The 21,968-nt window shown below is 70.9% G+C and carries 21 protein-coding genes; 10 read left to right on the top strand and 11 right to left on the bottom strand.

The window, feature by feature from the left end; genetic code table 11:
* The first annotated feature begins 125 nt into the window (after nucleotides 1–125).
* Both OG870_RS41970 and OG870_RS41965 read left to right on the top strand, forming a co-directional pair.
* Nucleotides 126–2,639: a DEAD/DEAH box helicase gene (locus tag OG870_RS41970; RefSeq protein ID WP_266526918.1), complete on the top strand. Its 2,514-nt coding sequence runs from the start codon at nucleotides 126–128 to the stop codon at nucleotides 2,637–2,639.
* Nucleotides 2,640–2,658: 19 nt separating this feature from the next.
* On the top strand, nucleotides 2,659–3,525 hold the full coding sequence (locus OG870_RS41965; protein ID WP_266526921.1) for an acyl-CoA thioesterase: 867 nt from the start codon (nucleotides 2,659–2,661) through the stop codon (nucleotides 3,523–3,525).
* A 1-nt stretch (nucleotide 3,526) separates the two neighbouring features.
* Here the strand turns inward: OG870_RS41965 and OG870_RS41960 are convergent, their stop codons facing one another.
* Together OG870_RS41960 and OG870_RS41955 are read right to left on the bottom strand one after the other, a co-directional pair.
* Nucleotides 3,527–4,486: a DUF6397 family protein gene (locus tag OG870_RS41960; protein WP_266586963.1), complete on the bottom strand. Its 960-nt coding sequence runs from the start codon at nucleotides 4,484–4,486 to the stop codon at nucleotides 3,527–3,529.
* A 126-nt stretch (nucleotides 4,487–4,612) separates the two neighbouring features.
* Nucleotides 4,613–5,026: a roadblock/LC7 domain-containing protein gene (locus tag OG870_RS41955; RefSeq protein WP_266526926.1), complete on the bottom strand. Its 414-nt coding sequence runs from the start codon at nucleotides 5,024–5,026 to the stop codon at nucleotides 4,613–4,615.
* A 94-nt stretch (nucleotides 5,027–5,120) separates the two neighbouring features.
* Between OG870_RS41955 and OG870_RS41950 the strand changes: the two genes are divergently transcribed.
* A complete protein-coding gene (locus tag OG870_RS41950) occupies nucleotides 5,121–5,549 on the top strand; it encodes a PPOX class F420-dependent oxidoreductase (protein WP_266586961.1) in 429 nt (142 codons plus the stop codon).
* 22 nt (nucleotides 5,550–5,571) lie between these two features.
* On the opposite strand, the gene OG870_RS41945 is transcribed toward OG870_RS41950, so the two are convergent.
* From OG870_RS41945 to OG870_RS41925, 5 genes are all read right to left on the bottom strand, one after another.
* Complete coding sequence (locus OG870_RS41945) at nucleotides 5,572–6,177, bottom strand: GTP-binding protein (protein WP_266526932.1); 606 nt, start codon at nucleotides 6,175–6,177, stop codon at nucleotides 5,572–5,574.
* Between the two features lie 92 nt (nucleotides 6,178–6,269).
* Complete coding sequence (locus OG870_RS41940) at nucleotides 6,270–6,683, bottom strand: DUF742 domain-containing protein (protein WP_266526935.1); 414 nt, start codon at nucleotides 6,681–6,683, stop codon at nucleotides 6,270–6,272.
* A gap of 22 nt (nucleotides 6,684–6,705) precedes the next feature.
* Nucleotides 6,706–7,143 (bottom strand): roadblock/LC7 domain-containing protein, encoded by a 438-nt coding sequence (locus tag OG870_RS41935; protein ID WP_266526938.1) that lies wholly within the window; start codon nucleotides 7,141–7,143, stop codon nucleotides 6,706–6,708.
* A complete protein-coding gene (locus tag OG870_RS41930) occupies nucleotides 7,140–9,656 on the bottom strand; it encodes a sensor histidine kinase (protein WP_266586959.1) in 2,517 nt (838 codons plus the stop codon). The genes OG870_RS41935 and OG870_RS41930 overlap by 4 nt, the downstream gene beginning before the upstream one ends.
* 63 nt (nucleotides 9,657–9,719) lie before the next feature.
* Nucleotides 9,720–10,493: an MHYT domain-containing protein gene (locus tag OG870_RS41925; protein ID WP_266526944.1), complete on the bottom strand. Its 774-nt coding sequence runs from the start codon at nucleotides 10,491–10,493 to the stop codon at nucleotides 9,720–9,722.
* A 152-nt stretch (nucleotides 10,494–10,645) separates the two neighbouring features.
* On the opposite strand from OG870_RS41925, the gene OG870_RS41920 reads away from it, so the two are divergent.
* On the top strand, nucleotides 10,646–11,245 hold the full coding sequence (locus tag OG870_RS41920) for a class I SAM-dependent methyltransferase (protein ID WP_266526947.1): 600 nt from the start codon (nucleotides 10,646–10,648) through the stop codon (nucleotides 11,243–11,245).
* A 3-nt stretch (nucleotides 11,246–11,248) separates the two neighbouring features.
* Here OG870_RS41920 and OG870_RS41915 read toward each other — a convergent pair whose 3' ends face one another.
* Nucleotides 11,249–12,004: an alpha/beta fold hydrolase gene (locus OG870_RS41915; RefSeq protein WP_266527671.1), complete on the bottom strand. Its 756-nt coding sequence runs from the start codon at nucleotides 12,002–12,004 to the stop codon at nucleotides 11,249–11,251.
* Nucleotides 12,005–12,183: 179 nt separating this feature from the next.
* Between OG870_RS41915 and OG870_RS41910 the strand changes: the two genes are divergently transcribed.
* On the top strand, nucleotides 12,184–12,708 hold the full coding sequence (locus tag OG870_RS41910) for a PadR family transcriptional regulator (RefSeq protein ID WP_266586954.1): 525 nt from the start codon (nucleotides 12,184–12,186) through the stop codon (nucleotides 12,706–12,708).
* Here the strand turns inward: OG870_RS41910 and OG870_RS41905 are convergent.
* Entirely contained in the window at nucleotides 12,689–12,889 is a 201-nt protein-coding gene (locus OG870_RS41905) for a hypothetical protein (RefSeq protein ID WP_266586952.1), read from the bottom strand. The genes OG870_RS41910 and OG870_RS41905 overlap by 20 nt on opposite strands.
* Between OG870_RS41905 and OG870_RS41900 the strand changes: the two genes are divergently transcribed.
* The 3 genes from OG870_RS41900 to OG870_RS41890 all read left to right on the top strand — a co-directional run bounded on the left by OG870_RS41900 (nucleotide 12,888) and on the right by OG870_RS41890 (nucleotide 15,916).
* The gene (locus tag OG870_RS41900) at nucleotides 12,888–13,184 is read left to right on the top strand and encodes a hypothetical protein (protein WP_266526955.1); all 297 of its coding nucleotides are present in this window, start codon (nucleotides 12,888–12,890) and stop codon (nucleotides 13,182–13,184) included. The genes OG870_RS41905 and OG870_RS41900 overlap by 2 nt on opposite strands.
* Nucleotides 13,185–13,321: 137 nt before the next feature.
* A complete protein-coding gene (locus OG870_RS41895) occupies nucleotides 13,322–14,197 on the top strand; it encodes a hypothetical protein (protein WP_266586950.1) in 876 nt (291 codons plus the stop codon).
* A gap of 327 nt (nucleotides 14,198–14,524) precedes the next feature.
* Nucleotides 14,525–15,916 carry a tannase/feruloyl esterase family alpha/beta hydrolase gene (locus OG870_RS41890; RefSeq protein ID WP_266841657.1) on the top strand — a complete coding sequence of 464 codons (1,392 nt, stop codon included), beginning with the start codon at nucleotides 14,525–14,527 and terminating at the stop codon, nucleotides 15,914–15,916.
* 4 nt (nucleotides 15,917–15,920) lie between these two features.
* Here OG870_RS41890 and OG870_RS41885 read toward each other — a convergent pair whose 3' ends face one another.
* Nucleotides 15,921–16,103: a hypothetical protein gene (locus tag OG870_RS41885; RefSeq protein WP_266526973.1), complete on the bottom strand. Its 183-nt coding sequence runs from the start codon at nucleotides 16,101–16,103 to the stop codon at nucleotides 15,921–15,923.
* A gap of 225 nt (nucleotides 16,104–16,328) precedes the next feature.
* Nucleotides 16,329–17,432 carry a fatty acid desaturase family protein gene (locus tag OG870_RS41880; protein ID WP_266923266.1) on the bottom strand — a complete coding sequence of 368 codons (1,104 nt, stop codon included), beginning with the start codon at nucleotides 17,430–17,432 and terminating at the stop codon, nucleotides 16,329–16,331.
* A 250-nt stretch (nucleotides 17,433–17,682) separates the two neighbouring features.
* On the opposite strand from OG870_RS41880, the gene OG870_RS41875 reads away from it, so the two are divergent.
* Entirely contained in the window at nucleotides 17,683–20,607 is a 2,925-nt protein-coding gene (locus OG870_RS41875; protein WP_327692055.1) for a DEAD/DEAH box helicase, read from the top strand.
* Nucleotides 20,604–21,872 (top strand): SWIM zinc finger family protein, encoded by a 1,269-nt coding sequence (locus tag OG870_RS41870; protein ID WP_266923270.1) that lies wholly within the window; start codon nucleotides 20,604–20,606, stop codon nucleotides 21,870–21,872. The genes OG870_RS41875 and OG870_RS41870 overlap by 4 nt, the downstream gene beginning before the upstream one ends.
* Nucleotides 21,873–21,968: the final 96 nt, after the last annotated feature.

Raw genomic sequence — 21,968 nt, 5'->3', positions numbered from 1 at the left:
GTCTTGTGCCGCTGTCCAGTTGACCGGGTGTGCTGACACTCCGTCGGCGTCACAGCGTACTGGTCGTGATCTTCGTGGTGACAACCGATTCCCCTATGAGGGAGGACGCCAGGCAAGATGGGGGCGTGACCCTCATCGATCAGCTGCCGCCGACCGCCGACCCCGACGCCCTCTACGAAGCCTTCGAGTCGTGGGCCCAGGAGCGCGGTCTCACGCTCTACTCCCACCAGGAGGAAGCGCTGATCGAGGCGGTCTCCGGGGCGAACGTGATCGTGTCGACGCCCACCGGCTCCGGCAAGAGCATGATCGCTGCGGGCGCCCACTTCGCCGCCCTGGCCCGGGACGAGGTCACCTTCTACACGGCGCCGATCAAGGCGCTGGTGTCGGAGAAGTTCTTCGAACTGTGCAAGATCTTCGGCACCGAGAACGTCGGCATGCTGACCGGCGACGCGTCCGTGAACTCGGATGCGCCCGTCATCTGCTGCACCGCCGAAGTGCTCGCCTCGATCGCACTGCGCGACGGAAAGAACGCCGACGTCGGCCAGGTCGTCATGGACGAGTTCCACTTCTACGCGGAGGGGGACCGCGGCTGGGCCTGGCAGATCCCGATCCTGGAGCTGCCCCAGGCGCAGTTCGTCCTGATGTCCGCCACGCTCGGCGACGTCTCGATGTTCGAGAAGGACCTCACGCGGCGCACCGGGCGCCCCACGTCGGTGGTCCGCTCGGCGACCCGCCCGGTACCCCTCTCCTACGAATACCGGCTCACCCCGCTCACGGAGACGCTGACCGAGCTGCTGGAGACCAGGCAGGCCCCGGTCTACATCGTGCACTTCACGCAGGCGCAGGCAGTGGAGCGGGCGCAGGCGCTGATGAGCATCAACATGTGCACGCGCGAGGAGAAGGACCGGATCGCGGAGCTGATCGGCAACTTCCGCTTCACCACCAAGTTCGGCCGCAACCTCTCGCGTTACGTGCGGCACGGCATCGGCGTGCATCACGCCGGCATGCTGCCCAAGTACCGGCGGCTGGTGGAGAAGCTCGCCCAGGCCGGTCTGCTGAAGGTGATCTGCGGCACGGACACCCTGGGCGTCGGCGTCAACGTGCCCATCCGCACGGTGCTGTTCACAGCCCTGACCAAGTACGACGGGAGCCGTGTCCGCACGCTGCGGGCCCGTGAGTTCCATCAGATCGCGGGTCGGGCCGGGCGGGCCGGGTTCGACACGGCGGGCTTCGTCATCGCCCAGGCCCCCGAGCACGTCGTCGAGAACGAGAAGGCGCTGGCCAAGGCGGGCGACGACCCGAAGAAGCGCCGCAAGGTCGTCCGCAAGAAGGCGCCGGAGGGCTTCGTCGGCTGGCAGGAGAGCACCTTCGACAAGCTCATCACCTCCGATCCGGAGCCGCTGACCTCCCGCTTCCGGGTGACGCACACGATGCTGCTGTCGGTGATCGCCCGCCCGGGCAACGCCTTCGAGGCGATGCGGCACCTCCTGGAGGACAACCACGAGCCGCGCAAGCAGCAGCTGAGGCACATCCGGCGCGCGATCGCGATCTACCGCTCGCTGCTGGACGGCGGCATCGTGGAGAAACTCGACGAGCCGGACGCCACGGGCCGCATCGTCCGCCTCACCGTGGACCTGCAGCAGGACTTCGCCCTCAACCAGCCGCTGTCCACCTTCGCGCTCGCCGCGTTCGAACTGCTCGAACCGGAGTCGCCGTCCTACGCGCTGGACATGGTGTCCGTCGTCGAGTCGACGCTGGACGACCCGCGGCAGATCCTCGTCGCCCAGCTGAACAAGGCCAAGGGCGAGGCCGTGGCCGCGATGAAGGCTGACGGCGTCGAGTACGAGGAGCGCATGGAGCGCCTCCAGGACATCAGCTACCCCAAGCCGCTGGAGGAGCTGCTCTTCCACGCCTACGACACGTACCGCAAGAGCCATCCCTGGGTGGGCGACCATCCGCTGTCGCCGAAGTCCGTCATCCGCGACATGTACGAACGGGCGATGTCCTTCACGGAGTTGGTGTCGTTCTACGAGCTGGCCCGCACCGAGGGCATCGTGCTGCGCTACCTCGCGAGCGCCTACAAGACCCTCGACCACAACATCCCGGACGACCTCAAGTCCGAGGACCTGCAGGACCTGATCGAGTGGCTCGGCGAGATGGTCCGCCAGGTCGACTCCAGCCTGCTGGACGAGTGGGAGCAGCTCGCCAACCCGGAGGAGATGACCGCCGAGGAGGCCCAGGAGAAGGCCGACGAGGTCAAGCCGGTCACCTCCAACGCGCGTGCCTTCCGGGTCCTGGTCCGCAACGCGATGTTCCGCCGCGTCGAGCTGGCCGCCCTCGACCACGTCGAGGAGCTGGGCGAGTTGGACGCCGAGTCCGGCTGGGACGCCGACGCGTGGGGCGAGGCGATGGACAAGTACTGGGACGAGTACGACGACCTGGGCACCGGCCCCGATGCCCGAGGCCCCAAGCTGCTGCTCATCGAGGAGGAGCCGGAGCACGGCCTGTGGCGCGCTCGCCAGATCTTCGCCGACCCGAACGGCGATCATGACTGGGGCATCAGCGCGGAGATCGACCTCGCGGCCTCCGACGCGGAGGGCCGTGCGATCGTCCGTGTCACCGATGTCGGCCAGCTGTGAGCCAAGGAGAAACCCCCGCATGACGAACCCGGCCGAGAGACTCGTCGACCTGCTCGACCTGGAGCAGATCGAGGTCAACATCTTCCGTGGCCGCAGCCCGCAGGAGTCCCTGCAGCGGGTCTTCGGGGGCCAGGTGGCGGGCCAGGCGCTGGTCGCCGCCGGCCGCACCACGGACGGCGACCGTCCCGTGCACTCACTGCACGCGTATTTCCTGCGCCCGGGCCGGCCGGGCGTGCCCATCGTGTACCAGGTGGAGCGGGTGCGCGACGGCAGGTCCTTCACGACCCGCCGGGTCACGGCCGTGCAGCAGGGACGCACGATCTTCAATCTCACCGCCTCCTTTCACAAGCCTGAGGAAGGACCCTTCGAGCACCAGCTGCCGCCGGCCCGCAAGGTCCCGGACCCCGAGTCGCTGCCGACGGTGATGCAGGAGGTCCGCGAGCATCTCGGCGAGCTGCCCGAGCAGTTGGAGCGGATGGCCCGGCGTCAGCCCTTCGACATCCGGTATGTGGACCGGCTGCGCTGGACGCCCGAGGAGATCAAGGACGCCGAGCCGCGCAGCGCTGTGTGGATGCGTGCGGTCGGCCCGCTCGGCGACGACCCGCTCGTGCACACCTGCGCGCTGACCTACGCCAGCGACATGACCCTCCTGGACGCTGTCCGCATCCCGATCGAACCCCTGTGGGGCCCGCGGAGTTTCGACATGGCGTCGCTGGACCACGCCATGTGGTTCCACCGGCCGTTCCGCGCGGACGAGTGGTTCCTCTACGACCAGGAGTCGCCGATCGCGACGGGCGGCCGGGGTCTTGCCCGCGGCCGGATCTACGACGGGCAGGGACGGCTGCTCGTGTCCGTGGTCCAGGAAGGGCTGTTCCGGGCGCTGTAGTTCACGCGCTTCTGCGCATCAGCCGGCTCAACAAGCCGCGTGAGCATCCCGGTTCCTCGGACTCGGGTGGGCTCTGCTGCGCAGCCGTCTGGAGTGTGGGGTGCGTCAGTTCCCATGCTTCCGTCGGCGCCAGCGCGGAAGCCGGCCGCCCGTGCCCGGGAGCCGCGCGCCCGGGAGTCGGGCGTGGCGCGGGCTGGCGTGCGCGCGCCTCGCCCACCGCCTGCGCGAGATCGGCTCGCAGCCAGCCGATCTCGCCGGGATCCTGCGCCATGGAGAGACGCTCGGCCAGGTGCGCGGCGGGCGATCCGGGTGCGCCGTGCGCCGGCGGACTGGGCCGGAACCGGTTCAGGTGGGCGCGCTCGTACGGGTCCTGGACGATCTCCGCGATCCGTACGGCGTCGAGCTGAGAGGCCACGGCCGCCGCACACGCCCACGGATGGTCGCCCGCTCGTCGCCGCAGGAAACCGAGGTGCCGGCCCCGCCAGGTCCGCGGTCGCAGATCCAGCCCCTCGGCCAGCTGCTGCCGCAGACCAGCGGACGTACGGCCCCTCAGCAACGGCGCGTTGTTCTCGTCGGCCGCGAACTGCCGTAGCTCCTCGGCCAGATAGAGCCAGACGACGGCACGGTAGCGGTTGAGGTAGAACGTCACCGGTACGACCACACCGAGCCTGGCCAGTCGGGTGAACCTGCCGAGTGGTACGGCCAGCAGTTCAGCGCCGTCCTTCGTGCCCACGGCCTCGACACGTTGCTTCAGTGTCCCGGGAAAGCCGTCCTCGGTGTGCAGGCGGTCGATCTCGGTGCGGGTGACTCGTAGGCCCCCGCCTCCTTCGTCAGGCACGGTGCCGATGTGTCCGAGATTGACGGCGAGGTCGAACTCCCCTCGCTTCAGGCCCAGTTCGCGGGCCGCACGGCTCGGCGTGCAGGACGCGCTGTTCGGTTGCGTGACAGTGTTGCCGGACATGTTCGATCTCCCCCGTGGAGTACGTGGCCCGCGCCGTGCGCGCGGCCTCGGGAAAAACCGTAGCCGCTTCGGCGGATCACGTGGCGGGCCTGTGGATAACTCCGATCGGGACGACGAACCTGCAGGTCAGATGTCCGTGGTCGTGGTTCGCTCGGGCTGTCGCGCCTCCACGCCGAGGTGTTCGCCGACCCGGTTGACGAGCAGGGTCATCTCGTAGGCGATCTGGCCGATGTCGGTCTCCGCCCCGCTGAGCACGCACAGACAGCTGCTGGCGCCGGCGGCGGTGACGAACAGCACCGCGTCGTCGAACTCGACCATCGTCTGGCGTACTCTGCCCGCGCCGAAGTGGCGTCCCGACCCCTTGGCCAGGCTGTGCAGTCCGGACGAGACGGCGGCGAGGTGCTCGGCGTCCTCGCGCCGCAGGCCCGTGCTCGCTCCCGTCACCAGCCCGTCGTTGGACAGGACCAATGCGTGCCGCACATGTTCGACACGCTCGGTCAGGTCGTCCAAAAGCCAGTCAAGTCCCTGGTTCTGTGCCATGGTCCGGTCTCCCCGTGTGACGACTCCCCCTGGCCGGAGGATCTCCACGCCAGCCTTCACCACGACCGGCCCCCGGGCAAGGAGGATAGGAGGCATGGCGCAGAAGATGACCGACGATGAATGGCGGGCGTTCGTCTCGCACGGCACCCGCACCGCAAAGCTGTCGACCGTGAGGGCCGACGGAAGCCCGCACGTGACACCGATCTGGTTCGTGCTCGACGGTGACGAACTGGTGTTCAACACCGCCAAGACCAGCGTGAAAGGAAGGAATCTGGCTCGCGACGGCCGGGCCGCCCTGTGTATCGACGACGACCGGCCGCCCTTCGACTTCGTCGTCCTGCAGGGCCGTGCCCGGATCTCGGAGGACCTTGGGCAGCTGAGGCACTGGGCTGCCCGCATCGGGGCCCGGTACATGGGTGAGGAGCGGGCCGAGGAGTTCGGGCGGCGCAACGGCGTGCCGGGGGAACTCCTCGTCCGCATCGCGATCGACAAGGTCCTGGCCGAGAAGGCCGTCGCGAGCTGAGCGCGGCCGGCCGGCACCCCGGTCAGCCGACCGAGTCGAGAAGCCGGGCGGTGTGCATCCGCCCGGCGTACTCGACGAGCCGGATCAGCACCTCCTTCCCCGAGTCCCGGTCACGGGCGTCGCAGAGCACCACCGGCGTTCCCCGGTCGAGGTCGAGGGCGCGTGAGACGTCCTGAGCCCCGTAGGTGCGGGAGCCCGTGAAGCAGTTGACGGCCACCACGAACGGGATGCGCCGGTGCTCGAAGTAGTCCACCGCAGGGAAGCAGTCCTCCAGCCGTCGGGTGTCCGCGAGGACCACGGCGCCGAGAGCCCCCTGCGACAGTTCGTCCCACAGGAACCAGAAACGGTCCTGTCCCGGTGTGCCGAACAGGTAGAGCGAGAGGCCGGACCGGATGGTGATACGCCCGAAGTCCATGGCTACGGTCGTCGTGACCTTCTGGTCCACGCCGTCGGTGTCGTCCACCAACTGGCCGGCCTCGCTGAGCAGTTCCTCGGTGCGCAGCGGCCTGATCTCACTGACCGCGCCCACCAGAGTGGTCTTGCCCACGCCGAATCCGCCGGCGACCAGTATCTTCAACGCCAGTGCGGCCGTCTCGCCGCCCTGTGCATCGGAGTGCTCGGAGACCATCGATCACTTCTCTCGGGAGTGCCGGCAACGGTCGACGTCGGTAGGCATCATCACAACTGCGTCCCCTCTCCGAGGGATTGGACAACTCTCATCTACAGCGCCCGCAATCCTTCGATCACCTCGCGCAGAATCCGTTCGTCGGGAAGCTGGGCGGGCGGTACCGGACGGCTGACCGTGACGCAGCCGAGTTCGAGCAGGTCGCCGAGAAGGACCCGGACCACTCCCACGGGCAGGTCGCATCCCGCGGCGAGCTCCGCGACCGACTGGGTCTCCGTGCGGCACAGTTCGATCAGGTCCCGGTGTTCCGGCCCGAGCCCCGTGTCGTCCTCGGCGCCGGGCGCGCCCGCGTCCAGGGTGACCAGGGCGATCAGGTCGAAGCGGACCCCGGTCGGGCCGGGCCTGGTGCGCCCGCCCGTCATGGCGTACGGGCGCACCAGGGGCCCGGCCTCGCTGTCGTACCACTGACTGCCCGGTTCGACCGGGGCGTCGGTCCTGTCCACGTTCATGTGCGCGCGTCACTCTCTCGCCTCATCGGGCGGCGGGCGGCCGCGCGGCGACACGCGTCGGGGTGTACAGGTGCTCTCCGACGCGTTTGACCAGTCGTGCCATCTCGTACGCCACCAGGCCGATGTCGGCGGTCACGGCGGTGAGCACAGCGAGGCAGGAGCCGTCGCCCGCGGCGGCCACGAACAGGAAGCCGTCGTCCATCTCCACCATGGTCTGACGCACACCGCCGGCGCCGAAGTGCCGGCCTGCGCCCTTGGCCAGGCTCTGGAATCCGGACGCCACGGCGGCGAGATGTTCCGCGTCCTCACGACGCAGGTCGGTCGACGCGCCCACGGCGAGTCCGTCGTTGGACAGCACCACGGCGTGCCGCACCTCGCTCACCCGCAGGACCAAGTCGTCCAACAGCCAGTCGAGTTCACCGGATCGCGGGTCGGCCCTCATGCTCGGGTCCTGGATCATGCACGGTCTCCTTCGCTGCTGTCGCTGCGCGGTGTGGGATCCGGCCCGGCACCGCGGCCGGGTTGCCTGCCGCCGCCGCGCGTCCAGCCGTCGCGGTAGGCCGCCATGCGCTCGCGCACGACCTCGGGGGTGCGCGGTTCGTCGCGGGGAGAGGCCGGTGTCCGGGCCGGCTCCTCGGTCCGCTGCTCGCGTAGTTGGGGGGCGAGACTTGCCTGGCGTACGCGACGAGGCAGGTCGTCGGACTCTTCGGCGTCCTCCGGGGGACGGTGCAGGCGCAAGGTGGTCACTCCGGGAGGTGGGGTGTCGGGCGTCGTCTCCGCCGCGGCCCGTGTGTGTGCCACCAGCGCGGGCCGCTCTGCCGTCGCCGGGACGGACTCCTGGTGCGGTGCGGACTCGGGCAGGCGCGCGTACCGGCGTTCCGCCGGCCGCCGGGCGTCCGCCGCCTTGCCGGGAGAACGTTCCGCCGCCCCGCCGTGCAGCAGCGCCGTGGGCAGCAGTACGACTGCGGTGGTGCCGCCGTAGGGCGAGGTGCGCAGGTGCACCTTGATCCCGTGGCGGGCCGCGAGCCTACTGACCACGAACAGGCCGAGACGGTCGCTGTCGAACAGGTCGAGCGCCTCGGACTGTTCGATGCGGCGGTTGGCCTCGACGAGGTTGTCCGTGCCCATGCCCAGGCCGCGGTCCTCGACCTCGATGACGTAGCCGTTGCCGACGGGTTCGCCGATGACGCGCACGCGCGTGTGGGGCGGCGAGAACTGGGCCGCGTTCTCGACGATCTCGGCCAGGAGGTGCGTGAGGTCGGCGACGGCCGAGCCGACGACCGATGCCTCAGGCAGCTGTCGTAGTTCCACGCGCGCGTAGTCCTCGACCTCGGACACGGCCGCGCGCACCACGTTCGTCAGCGAGACCGGCATGCGCCAGGCCCGGCCGGGTGCCGCACCGGAGAGGATGATCAGGCTCTCGGCGTGGCGCCTCATGCGGGTGGTGAGGTGGTCGAGCCGAAAGAGGTCGCTGAGTTCGTTGGGGTCGTCCGAACGGCGTTCCATGCTGTCCAGGAGACTCAGCTGGCGATGGACGAGGACCTGGCTGCGGCGGGCGAGGTTGACGAAGACACCGGAGATGCCGCTGGCGAGTTCGGCGCGCTCGACGGCGGCCCGCAGGGCGGCGCGGTGCACGGTGCCCAGGGCCTCGGCGACCTGTCCGGCCTCGTCCTCGGCGGGCGGTCCCGGCGGGGCCTCGGCCTGGATGTCGATCTCCTCGCCCGCGCGCAGCTTCCGCATGGCCTCGGGGAGGTTGCGCCGGGCGATCTCCAGGGCACTGTTGCGCAGGTTCACGAGTTCGACGACGAGGCCGCGTCCGATGCGGACGGAGATGACGAGCGACGCGGCCACTGCGGCGAGGCCGAAGAGCACCGCGGCGCCGGCCGGGGTGAGCACGCCGCGCGTGAACGGGGCGGCGCTGTCGGCGACACCGCGCCCCGCGTCCTCCTCGATCGTCCGCATACCGTGCTGCACGCGCGTGTGTGCCGTGGCCCAGGTGACCTCGGGTGCGGCGGTGAGCGGGCCCGGGGTGCCGTCGACGACCGCGTCCTCCGCCGTGCCCAGGGCCGCGTACCCGCTGCTGTCGGCGAGGTTCTGCCAGGAGCTCCGCTGCGGGCCGCTCAGATCGGCGACGGCGGCCTCGGTCAGGGCTCGGCGGGTGGCGACGGCGCCGGTGAACAGCCGCAGTCGCTCGCCGCTGAGGCCACCGCTCGGGCGGGTACCGGCCAGCATCGCGTCCTCCTGGGCCAATGCCTCGCCCGCGCGGGAGAACTCGAGCAGCACGCGCGCGTCGGAGCCGAGGTCGGAGTCCTGGATGCCAGTGAGTGCGCCGCCCACCCCGAAGGCGCCGCTGATGGTCCTCGTGTACTGCCGGTAGGTGACATCCCAGTCCGCGCGGCGGTCGATCACCGCGGCGCGCAGGGAACGCAGCCGTTCGCCGCCTGCGACGAACGTCTCGAGCCGCTGGGACACCCCGGTGGGCAGCTCCTCGCTGTCCGCGACGGTGTGGTCGCCCCCGAGCCGCAGCTTCGCGATGGCCTTGTCGGTGCGGTCCGCGAGCTTCTTGTAGTCGCCGCTCTGTCCGGACGACGGGTCGGTCGCGTAGCGCACGGCGGCCGCGCGCTCGGTCTGCAGTGCGGCGACTGCGGTGGCGACGGGGGTGCGGATCCTGGAGTCGACGCGCTGCAACTGCCGTAGCCGGGAGACGTCCTGTGCCGTGCTGACCGTGGCGTACGCCCACAGGGCCAGCAGGGAGACGACCGGAACCATCAGTAGGCAGACGATCTTCGCTCGCACGGTGCGCGGCCGTATGCGCCAGCCGCCCCGGCGCGCGTAGCTGTCGTCCGGTGCCTGGCCCGCGGGTTCGTCCAGGGCCTCGTCGGCGGGCGGCCCGGCATGGGCGCGACGACCGCGCGCGGGAGGCTGGGGCGGCGCCTCGGCGCCGGGGCTGGGGGTCCTACGCGGTGTACGCATGGCCTCCTCGCTCGGGAGTGGGTCGGGGGTGGGCCGAGGGATCCGGCAGCGCGCGGGCCGTCGCTAGTGGGCGGCGCTCTCGACCGGCCGCTGGGCCGAGGCGGATGCCTCGCGCTCCCCGGTCGTCGGCGACAGCGCGACGAAGGCCGAGGTCAGGAACAGGTAGGAGCCGAGGCCGACGGCGAGGGGGAAGATGAACTGCATCGCCGTGGCCCCGGGCAGGGCCTGGCCGGAAGGTGTGACGCGGACGCTCACCGCGAACATCGCGGTGTAGTGCATGCTGGTCACCGCGGCCCCCATGATCAACGAGGCGACGGTGACGGCGACGGGCGACTTGATGTTGAGGCCCGCCCACAGGGCCGCCGTCGCCGCGACGACGGCGATCACGACGGAGAGTGCGACGAGTGCCGGGTCGTAGCCGACACGGCCGTGCAGCCGCACCGCCGCCATGCCCAGGTAGTGCATGCTCGCGACGCCGAGCCCGGTGGTGAGACCGCCGAGGAAGAGCGCGCGGGTGCGGTCCCGGCTGTAGCCGACGGCGAAGACGCCCGCGCAGACGACGAGCATGGCGACGAGCAGGCTCAGGATGGTGAGCGGCACGTCGTAACGGATGTCGGTGCCGCTGACGCTGAAGCCGAGCATGGCCACGAAGTGCATGGTCCAGATGCCGGTGCCGATCGCAGAGGCAGCGGTGACGAGCCAGTTGCGGCGTGAGCGCCCGGTGGCGCCCAGCGCGCGGACGGTACAGCGCAGTCCCAGTGCGGCGCCGATGCAAGCCATCACATACGACAGCACGGGGGTCAGCCAGCCGAAGGTGGCATGGTCCAGGTGTCCCATGGCCCAGGGACGCTAGTCCGGGCAAGGGCGCACCAAGGGGGCGCATTTCGAAAGCTGCTGGAATATGGCGCAGAGGTGTAGCTGAACGATCGCGTCACGCTCGAACATGTGCACCGCCGCGTCATCCGTGTCGGTGAGGGACCATGCGGAGCATGAGCGACGACCACACACACGTCCAGGATTTCTTCGGTGCCCGCGCCGCCGACTGGGACAGCCGGTTCCCGGACGACGGCCCCGCCTACGCCGCCGCGGTCACGGACATGGGGCTGCACGAGGGCGACCGGGTGCTCGACGCCGGCTGCGGCACCGGGCGGGCCCTGACGCCGCTGCGTGCCGCCGTGGGGCGGTCGGGAGTGGTCGTCGGGGCCGATCTGACCCCGGCCATGCTTCAGGCCGCCGTAGGGGCCGGGAGGGACCGCGACGGGCAGTTGCTGCTCGCCGATGTCGCCGCTCTGCCGCTGCGGTCGCAGTCACTGGACGCCGTGTTCGCCGCAGGGCTCATCGCACACCTGCCACAACCGACAGAGAATCTCCGGGAGTTGGCCCGCGTGGTGCGTCCCGGAGGCGCGCTGGCACTGTTCCACCCCATCGGCAGGGCGGCGCTGGCAGCACGCCAGGGCCGCCGCATCACCCCGGACGATCTGCGGGCCGAGGCCAACCTCGGCCCCTTGCTGGCAGGTTCGGGGTGGCGCATGACCTCGTACGTCGACGAGGACGCCCGTTTCCTGGCGTTGGCGGTACGGGATGGCTGAGCCTCAGCGCGGGCCTGCCACCGCCGCCACGAAGGCGTCGGGGTTGTCGAACATGACGTTGTGGCCCGCCCCGGCCACCGTGACCACATGCACACCGGAGGCTTCCAGGGCTCCCCTGCCCGCGAGTTCACCGCTGAGTTCGCCCTGCAGATACACGCGGTCGATCGGCAGCTCCTCAAGGACGCTGCGCATCACGGGCTCCGAGCCACGCCTCAGGCCGACGGCCGTGCGGTGCAGGGCGCGCGCGTCCGCCAGCCGCATGGTCGCCGCCCACAAGGGGCCGATCTTCTCCAGCACGCGCGCGTAGCCGCCGTCGACGAAAGCGTCCTCCTCGTAGGAGGCGATGCCGCTGCTGCCCGCGGCGGGCGGGGGGAAGGCATCGAGGTTGGCCTCCGTGAGCACCAGCCGCGAGACCAGCTCAGGCCGCCGGTGGGCGAGCACGATGGCGACGGCGCCGCCCATGCTGTGCGCCACCAGCTCGGAGCCGGTCAGACCCGCCGCGTCCAGCACTGCGGCCAGTGCGTCGGCGTGCTCCTCGAGTGCGTAGCCGAAGTGTTCGGGGCGGTCGCTGATGCCGTGCCCGGGCAGGTCGACGAACAGACTGCGCCGGCCCGCGAGTTCGGGGCGCGCCGCGATGTGCGCGTGGTACACGGCCGAGACCGAGCCCAGTCCGTGCACATACACGCGCGCGGGTTCGTCGCCCGGCGTCTCCGTCCACCGGATGCAGCTTCCCTTGCCGTCGAACTCGGCCTGCATCATCGCGTCCTCCTGCTTGATGGCACCACGGCGGCCGTCCTCGGCCCGGCCAGAAGGATACATCGGTTTCGATGTATAGAGAATACGAGGTATTGAAGGGAGGGGGTATTGAGGAAACGAGGTGTGGAGGAAGCGATGTATCGAGGAAGTGATGTACAGCGCTGGTGCGAGAGAATGCGGGCATGCTGGAGCTCGCCATCCTCGGTTTCCTGTACGACGCCCCGTTGCACGGCTACGAGCTGCGCAAACGCATCGCCGCGCTGACCGGCCACGTCAAACCCGTCGCCGAAAGCACGCTGTACCCGGCGATCAAGCGCCTGGAGAAGGCGGGTCTGCTGGAGCGCGCCACGGAGCCCGGCGCCGTGGCCGCTCCACGTCACGTCCTGACGCTCACCGAAGAGGGCCGAGAGGAACTGCGCCGACGGCTCGCCGAGCCCGCTCAGCGCGACATCACCGACGAGAACCGGTGGTTCACCGTGCTCGCCTTCCTCCGCCACCTCGACGACGCCCCAGCACAAACGGCCGTGCTCCGGCGCAGGCTGGCCTTCCTGGAGGAACCGGCGAGTTTCTTCTACGACGGTGACCGGCCCCTGCGCGCCGAGGAGCTGGACGACCCCTTCCGCCGCGGGCTGCTGACCGTCGCGCGTGCCACGTCCCGGGCCGAACTCGCCTGGCTGCACGACACGATCAGGTCGCTCGACGGCTGATCAGTTCAGGGGAGATCTCAAAAGCGTCCCGGTACGGGCCCATCCGCCGGATCTGTCCGAGCTGCCGGTAGCGCTTCGCCGCCCCGTCCCCCTTCTGCAGCCGGAGCTCCAACTCTACGTTGAACAGCGGGAGATGAACGATCTGCCGGGGCACACCACACAGGGGGAAGGTGGTCAGCATGTGGGGCAGGGTGCGCAAGTCCTGTGCGAGATTCCTCAACACCGTGCGGGCGGAGGTGAACAGCGGCGGGGACAAACGTACACACAATCTTTTCGAGGCTGCCGCCGCATACGTCTCGGCCTGCGCGGAGGACGATCAGGACCGGATCGACGAGGCGGCCGGCTGGGTGTCACCGGAGGCCCTGTCCTTCGGGGTCAATGAGCTCGCCTGCAGGGCCGTCATCGCGCTCGCGCGGGAGCGCGACGAGTCACCCGGGACGGTGGCCCGCGAGCTTCTGGGGCTTCCGGCGGCATGACCGCGCCGCGTCACATGCGGTCGATTCGCCCCGTCCAGCCGGAAAACTGCAGCTCCGGGTGTGCTTGTGAGTCGTGACAAGCTGCTTCCGCTCGCACTAGGGTGCGCGCGATCGGATGATTCGATGGGGAGGCTGGGATGGCCGGGACGGACGAGGACGCCGTCGCCGCCGCGGACGATGCGCTCTATGTGCTCACAGCGGTACTTCTGACGCCGGCGAAGTTCCCGAGCGTGCTGGGCGACGACTATCCGGAGGCCTGCGCGGCGCTCGGCCTCGCGCCGCTCGCCGACGGATACGGCCTGGTGCTCGGCCAGGACGGCGACGGCGCCCGGTGGACCGTCGTGGTCGACGACGTCTCCCTGGTCGCGGTCGCCATCGCGTCCTGGGACTGCGGGATGGAGTACGACCTCTCGCCCGGCGAGCGCTCGGTCGTCGCGGCACTGCCGGGCTGGCCCCTGGCGGTCGCGGTCGCCGCTCCCGGCGTGCCCGAGCCGCATGATCCCGGCCCCGAGGTCGCGGACGGTCCGCCGCTGGCACCGCCGGACACGAGCACGTGGGGGCCCGCGCAGCGACGCCTGGGTGCCGACGAGATCGCGCTCCAGTGGGCGGTGTGGCGGGAGCAGATCGACGATGCCGACTTCGCGAGCCCGAACGGGGTCTCGGCCGCCACCGAGGGCGCGGAGGGCGCAGAGGCCGTGAAGGACCATCGGGGCGAACAAGCCGAGCGGGCCGACGCGCCCAACGGGCGTGGCGGGGTGCGGCGCGTGCTCGCTGAGGCACGGGCGTACGTGGACACGCCGCCGCCTCTCGGCCGGGTCCGGTCGTCCTTCGCTCCGGGTGACGCGCGAACGCTGCGTGCCGACGGTCCGGGCTGGTCGCTCGTGGCCAGGACCGACGACATCGCGTTCGTGCTGCTCGACGCGGAGCCCGGCGAGGTGCTGCCGGTAGGCCGGGGACCGGAACTGCCGGGTCTTCTGGAGGCGCTCGAAAAGATGGCGGTACGTCCCATCTGAGGACCCCGTGGTCCGAGCCCCGCACGCGGTACCGCGGCGGGGTTCGAGACGCGGGGTCCACCCTGCGCTCTCACCGAGAAGTGCCTGGCCTCCCCCCTGGCCTCCGCCTGACCTTCGCCTGACCTTCGCCTGGCCTCCTTCGCCAATCGCCGTCCTCCGCACGGGACGTCACACGCGCCCCCCGCACTAAGCCGCTATACGGCGGCCGCGTTCCATGTGGTCCCGGCCCATGGTTGCCGCGAGGGCCGGACCACACCATGGGGCAGCCCCCCCCGGCGCCCCGCTCCCTGCGGTCGCGCTGCCCTCCCGTCCTGGCCTGGAGGCCTCATGCGTCCGTCCCGCGGTGCTCCGCTCGTCACCGCCGCGCTGGTGGCAGCAGCCCTTGCCGGGCCCGCTCCGGCCGAGGCCTCGGTGCTCGGCGGCGATCACTGCGCCCACCAGCAGCGGCTGCACGTGCCGGGCGCCGCCTTCCAGCGGAGCACCTGTCTGCCCGACCTGACCACGGCCGGACTCGCGGGCACGCCGTACACCGACATGGCCGACCAGGCGGGGCTGACGGCCAAGGCCACCCGCACCCCCTCTGGGGTTCCCGGGGTGCAGATCGACGGTTATTTCCCGGACTCCTCGCACTTCAACACCACCCATGGTTGGCGGCACGACGCGCAGTTCGTGATCCGGTTGCCCGACCACTGGAACGGCGGCCTGGTGGTCACCGGCGCGCCCGGCACACGCAAGCAGTACGCGACGGACACCGCGATCTCCGACCAGGTGCTCGCCCAGGGCTACGCGTACGCGGCGACCGACAAGGGCAACAACGGCGCCGACTTCTACCGCGACGGAACCCGCCCTGGTGACGCGGTCACCGAGTGGAACGCACGCACCACCCAGCTCACCCACGCGGCGAAGCGCGCCGTGGCCCAGCTCTACGGGCACGCCCCTCGCCATACCTACATGACCGGCATCTCCAACGGTGGCTATCTCACCCGCTGGCAGCTGGAGAACCACCCGGAACTGTACGACGGCGGCGTGGACTGGGAAGGCGCGCTGTGGACCGCTGACGGGCCGAGCCTGCTCACCTCCCTGCCCACCGCGGTGGCACGGATGCGGGGCGCGGCCGGGGACGAGGACATGTACGCGGTGGGCTTCGCGCGTGGCTCCGAGTTTCTGTGGCCGTATCACGAGAAGGCGTACTGGGGAGTCACGCAGAAGATCTACCGCGCCGAGTTCGACCCGACCTACGACCCCGGCTGTCCCGGCCCGTCAGCCGGAAGCACCCCGGACCGGATCCTGTCGCCCTGTGCGACCGACGCGGCGTACGACTATGCGTCGCGGCCCGCGTCCGTCCACCGGGCAGTGGCCCGTGTGTCGCTCACCGGGCGCATAGGCAGACCGCTGATCACGCTGCACGGCGATCTGGACACGCTGCTGCCGAAGGCCGCCGACTCGGACGTGTACGCGCGCATGGTCCACGCGAGCGGACGAGGCCCCCTGCACCGCTACTACACGATCCAGGGCGGGACACATGTGGACGGGCTGTACGACACGTATCCGGACCGGCTGCGGCCGATCCTGCCCTGTTATCGATCGGCGTTCGACGTGCTGGTCTCCTGGGTGGAGCAGGGTGCCCGACCGCCCGCGGACCAGACCGTCGCACGGCCCGCGGACGGCGATGTGGTCGACTCCTGCAGGCTGGCCGACCGGGCCGATCCCATGCGGTAGTACGTCAGCGGCCGAGCTCCTTGCGGGTGGCGCGGCGCAGCCTGCGCCGCTGTGAGGGGTCCAGCGCGAGGTAAGCGGCGGCCGGCACTCCCAGGACTATCAGGAGCGATACCCACCAGGGCAGCCAGATCAGCAGGATGATCCCGACCGCCACACCTCCCGCGGCGATCTTCGCGTTCTTCGACATTGCGTCGCCTCCTTCGCGGCCATTGCCGCTCTCTGTCCTGAAAACGGGCCTGCGTCTCCCGCGGTTCCGGACCGCGACCCTGAGACGTCCCTGAGGTACGACCCCGACTCATCCCTGAGACCACTCTCGTCCGAGAACACCCTCGCCCGAGAACACCCTCGTCCGAGACCACTCTCGTCTGAGACCACCCTGTTCGTGAACGGTCTCGCCCGAGACCACTCTCGGTCATTCCGCCCTGAGGGGCTCCCCCACCTCGTGCAGGTGCCGCAGGGCCTGCCGATACGAGTCGACGAGCCCGGTCTCCGCATAGGGAATACCCAACTCCCTGCAGTGGGCGCGCACCAGGGGCTGGGCGAGCCGGAGATGGGGACGGGGCATGCTGGGGAAGAGGTGGTGCTCGATCTGGTAGTTGAGGCCGCCCAGGAACCAGTCGGTCAGGACGCCGCCGCGGACGTTGCGCGAGGTGAGCACCTGCCGGTGCAGATGGCCCCACCGCTCACCGCCCGGGTCGGGCATCTCCATGCCCTTGTGGTTGGGGGCGAAGGCCATGCCCAGGTGCAGGCCGAACAGCGCCTGGTGAAGTGCGGCGAACGCGAGCGCCTTGCCCGGCGACATCGAGCTGACCAGGAGCGTCACGTACGCGGCGACGTGGGTCACGAGGAGCAGGCCCTCCACGGCGCGCTCCCGTGGAGCTTGACGGCGCAGGTCCTGGAAGCCGTGCACCTTCAGGGCGACGCCTTCCAGGAGGGTGAGCGGGAAGAACAGCCAGGCCTGGTTGCGGGTCAGCCAGCGCCGGAATCCCGACCGCTCCTTGGCCTGTTCACCGGTGAAGACAAGGACGTCGGCAACGACATCGGGGTCCTTGTCGATGTGGTTGGGGTTGGCGTGGTGGCGGTTGTGCTTGTCGTTCCACCAGGCGTAGCTCATGCCCAGGAGCAGGTTTCCGTGGATCAGGCCGATCGCACGGGCGGCCTTCTTGCCGGCGGTGATCTGGGAGTGACCCGCGTCGTGGCCTATGAAGGCCGTGCGGGCGCCGAAGACGGCCAGCAGCGGGGCCAGCAGCAGCGACCACCAGGAGTCGCCGGTGAGGACGATGCCCGTGACGATGCCGGCCAGGGCGAGTGCGTTGGTGGCGATGCCGAGCGCGTACCAGGCTTGGCGCCGCTCCAGCAGTCCCTGACCCCTGACCGTGCGCAGGAGGGGCGCGAACTCGCTTCCGGGAGGCGGTGCGTCGCGCACTCCCGGCAGGGGGTCGGCGAGGGTTCCCGGAAGCGGTTCTGCGAGGGTTCCCGGCAGGGGTTCGGCGAGGGCTGTGGTGGGCTCGGGCATGACTGGTCTCCGGTTCTCTCGGGCATGGGTTTGACCTGTTGAAACGTACGGATCGACGACCCTCGCCGGCCATGGCGCCACCCCCCGTCCAGGGGCGGGGGCAAGCCCCGTGGCCGGTAGGGGGGTTGTCGACACCCCGGAGCGAGACGGTCCGGGCTGATGGCCCGCGGCTGTGCCGGACAGCTCGCCGGAGTGCTGTACCCTCGGCGACCCTGCCCAAGTAGTCAAATTTGAGGAATGCGGCTTCGCTGTGCAGTCGATCCCTACGGCAACACCGTCCGAGATCTCCGAACTGGCCCGCTGCTGCGCCGTTTTCGTCACCGGTGACCCGGCCCGCGCCGGCCGGGTCGCCTTCTGGCGGCCCGACGGCACCCCTCCCCCGCTCCTCGCGGCCGGGTCCGCCGAGGATCTGACCGTCGTCCTGCCCGGCGGCGACGGTGTCGAGCGCGTCGGGGTTCCCGCCGTCCTGCTGCCGGTACGGGCGGCGTTGCCGGTCCTCACGCGTGCGCGTACCGACCCGCACGGGCACAGGGGGGCGATCTTCTGGGGTGCGGCCACCGTGCTGGCCCTGCAGTTCGTGGCGCGCGGACTGCTGCTGCCGGGTCTGTCCGCCGGGGACCACGACGCCTGGCGCGTCGGCCCTCTGTCTCTGGAGGACATCGAGCGCGTCCGTCGGCTGGCCGCCGCGATGCCACCCGAGGCGCACGCGGTGCCTGCGGACGGCGCCGGACCGCAGGCGCAGGCGCAGGCGCAGGCAGTGTCTGCGGACGGCGCCGGGTCGCCGCGGCTGGCCGACCCGGAGCGGCTGCTGCGCGCCTACCTGGACGCGGTGGCGGACACACTCCCCCGCTCCCCGGCGGCTCGCCTCGTGACGGGCGGGCCCGCCTACGCGGCGCAGGAGGCGCAGCACATGCCCGGACAGCGCGCGTGGGCCGCCGATGTCGCCGCGGGTCACGACGCGGGTGTACGGCTCTCGTTGCGGATCGAGGCACCCGGCCTTGCCGATGCGGCGCAGGCCGACGCCACGGTGGCCTTCCGGGCCGTCCTCCAGGTGCACAGCGTCAGCCATCCGGTGCTCGTGGCGGACGCCTCCGAAGTCTGGACCGGTTCCGAGGTCTGGTCCGGTTCCGGGGACGGACGGTTCGGGCCGCGCGCGCGGATGGACGCCCTGCTCGCGCTCCGTCGGGCGGCACGGTCATGGCCGCCGCTGACGCCCCTGCTCTCAGCGAGCGTGCCGGATGCCGTCGAACTCGCCGACGAAGAGGTCACCGAGCTCCTCGGACAAGGCGCCCGAGCCCTCGGCGAGGCCGGCGTCGACGTGCACTGGCCGAGGGAACTGACCCGTAGCCTCACCGCCCGCGCGGTGATCGGCCCCTCTGACGGGGAGCCGGACCCCGGCCGGGGCACCTCGGACGCCCCGTCGTTCCTGTCCGCCGACGCGCTCCTCGCCTTCAACTGGCGGTTCGCGCTGGGCGACGAACAGCTCACGCGGGAGGAGCTGGACCGGCTAGCCGAGGCCAACCGCCCCGTCGTACGCCTGCGCGACCAGTGGGTCCTCATCGACCCCCAGGAGGTGCACCGCGCCCGCGCCCAGCAGGACCGCAAGATCACGCCCATCGACGCGCTCGGTGCCGCGCTGACGGGCTCCACCGAGGTCGACGGCCGCCGGATCGACGTACACCCCACGGGGTGGCTGGCAGCCCTGCGGGAGCGACTCGCAGCACCGGAGGCGCAGGAGCCGGTGGCACAGCCCGCCGCTCTCGCGGCGACGCTGCGCGACTACCAGCGGCGGGGCCTGAGTTGGCTGGCCCGGATGACATCCCTGGGCCTGGGTTGCTGCCTGGCCGACGACATGGGACTCGGCAAGACGATCACGCTGATCGCGCTCCATCTGCACCGGCAGAGCGACCCGTCGACGGCCGGTCCCACGCTCGTGGTGTGTCCGACGTCGCTGATGGGCAACTGGCAGCGCGAGATCGAGAGGTTCGCGCCCGGCACACCCGTACGCCGCTTCCACGGGGCGCGGCGCAGCCTGGACGCCTTGGCCGGCGGGGAGTTCGTGCTGACCACCTACGGGACGATGCGCCTCGATGCGCGCAGGCTCGCCGAGGTGCCGTGGGGCATGGTCGTGGCGGACGAGGCACAGCATGTGAAGAACCCGTACTCGGCGACCGCGCGGGAGCTGCGTTCCATCGGGGCACGCGCGCGTGTGGCGCTCACCGGCACCCCGGTGGAGAACAACCTGTCGGAGCTGTGGGCGATCCTCGACTGGACGACCCCTGGGCTCCTCGGCCACCTCGGCACCTTCCGCACGCGGTATGCGCAGGCCGTCGAGGGCGGCCAGGACCCGGCGGCGGCGGAGCGGCTCGCCAGGCTGGTACGGCCGTTCCTGCTGCGCCGGCACAAGTCCGACCCGGGGATCGCCCCGGAGCTGCCGCCGAAGACCGAGACCGACCGTGCCGTGTCCCTGACGAAGGAACAGGCGGGCCTGTACGAGGCGGTGGTGCGCGAGACGCTCGCGGAGATCTCCGGCTCCGACACGATGGCGCGGCGCGGGCTGATCATGAAGCTGCTGACAGGACTGAAGCAGATCTGCAACCACCCGGCACAGTTCCTCAAGGAGGAGCGGCCACGGATCGTGGGGCGTTCAGGGAAGCTGGAGCTGCTGGACGAATTGCTCGGCACCATCCTCTCCGAGGGTGCGAGCGTTCTGGTCTTCACACAGTACGTGCGCATGGCGCGCATCATCGAACGGCATCTGGCTGCCCGGGGCGTCAGCTCGCAGTTCCTGCACGGCGGGACGCCCGTCGGCGAACGGGAAGCGATGGTGCGCCGCTTCCAGGACGGCGAAGTCCCCGTCTTCCTGCTGTCGTTGAAGGCCGCGGGCACGGGCCTGAACCTGACACGGGCCGAGCACGTCGTGCACTACGACCGCTGGTGGAATCCCGCCGTCGAGGCGCAGGCCACCGACCGCGCGTACCGCATCGGGCAGACCCGGCCCGTACAGGTGCACCGGATGATCGCGGAGGGAACCATCGAGGACCGTATCGCCGACATGCTCGCCCGCAAGCGGGAGCTGGCCGACGCGGTGCTGGGCTCCGGCGAGGCCGCGCTCACGGAGCTCACGGACGGGGAGCTGGCCGATTTGGTGGAACTGCGAGGGGGCACACGATGAACCGGCACGCGAAGGACACGGAGCGCACGTTCGCCGCGCTGCCGCCCGCGCACGGGCGGAGGTTCGCGGACACGTGGTGGGGCCTGGCCTGGCTGAGGGCGCTGGAGGACGGGGCACTCGACTTGCAGCAGCTGAAGGCGGGCCGCAGTCTCGCGCGTGCGGGTGCCGTGGGAGCGGTGTCAGTGCGCCCGGGACGCATCACTGCCGTGGTCCGCGACCGCGATCGCACGGTGCACAGGGCCGACGTTCTGCTGGGGGAGCTGGACGGCGACCAGTGGGACCGTTTCCTGGACATGGCGGTCGAGCGCGCGGGACACGTGGCGGCGCTGCTGGACCGCGAGATGCCGCCGCATCTGGTGGAGGACGCGGCGACCGCTGGTGTCGAACTGCTGCCGGGAATGGGCGACATGGAGCCGGAGTGCGACTGCGGCGCCTGGGACCACTGCGCGCACACGGCGGCCCTGTGCTACCAGGTGGCGCGTCTGCTGGATCAGGATCCGTTCGTGCTGCTGTTGATGCGCGGGCGGGAGGAACGCGCCGTGCTGGACGCCCTGCAGGCCCGCAGCATCCGGCCGTCCGAAGCGCCCTCCGGGCCGGAGGGGGTGGACGCCGCCGAGGCGTACGCGACCGGCGCCGTCCTGCCGCCGCTGCCCACTCCACCGGAGCTGCCCCCGGAGCCCGGCATGCCACCGCCCCTGGACACCGACGCCCCTCCCGGCCCCGGCGTGGACCCGCCCGCCCTGCGATACCTGGCCGCCCTGACCGCCGTCGAAGCACATCACCTGCTCGCCGATGCCCTGCGTGTCGGGCCGGAACAATTGGTTCCTGAAGCGGAGTTGACGGTCGCACAGGACGCCGTCCGGCTCGCCGCAGGCGCACCGGAGAGGACTGTGGCGGACCGGCTGGCCGATGGGTCGGGACGTGACCGGGAGGGTCTGACGCGCGCCACGCGCGCGTGGCGCGTCGGAGGGGCGGCCGCGCTGTCCGTCCTGGAGGAGACGTGGACCGTCACGGGCGAAACGCTCGCACGCGCGCGTGCTGTTCTGGAGTCGGCCTGGGACGAGGACGAACATCCGTCGCTACGGGCGCGGGACAACCGGTGGACGGTCGTCGGCACACCGGCCCAGCTGCGCCTGGGGCGGGACGGGCGTTGGTGGCCGTATCGGAAGGAGCGGGGTCGCTGGGTCCCCGCCGGAGCCGCCTGCCAGGACCCCGCGACGGCTCTTGCCTCGATCGACCCGGCTCCCGGGGAGGACCCCGCCTGAAACGGACCGCGGGTGACTCGGACACCGCAAGGGGACCGGCAAGAGGACCGGCAAGAGGGCAGCGAACACTCAGAGCGGCTGTGCGGGGCGCCGCGC

Origin of the sequence: Streptomyces sp. NBC_00461 (genome assembly GCF_036013935.1) — a bacterium.
Classification (GTDB): Bacteria; Actinomycetota; Actinomycetes; order Streptomycetales; family Streptomycetaceae; genus Streptomyces.
This window is presented reverse-complemented; position numbering and strand designations above follow the sequence as displayed.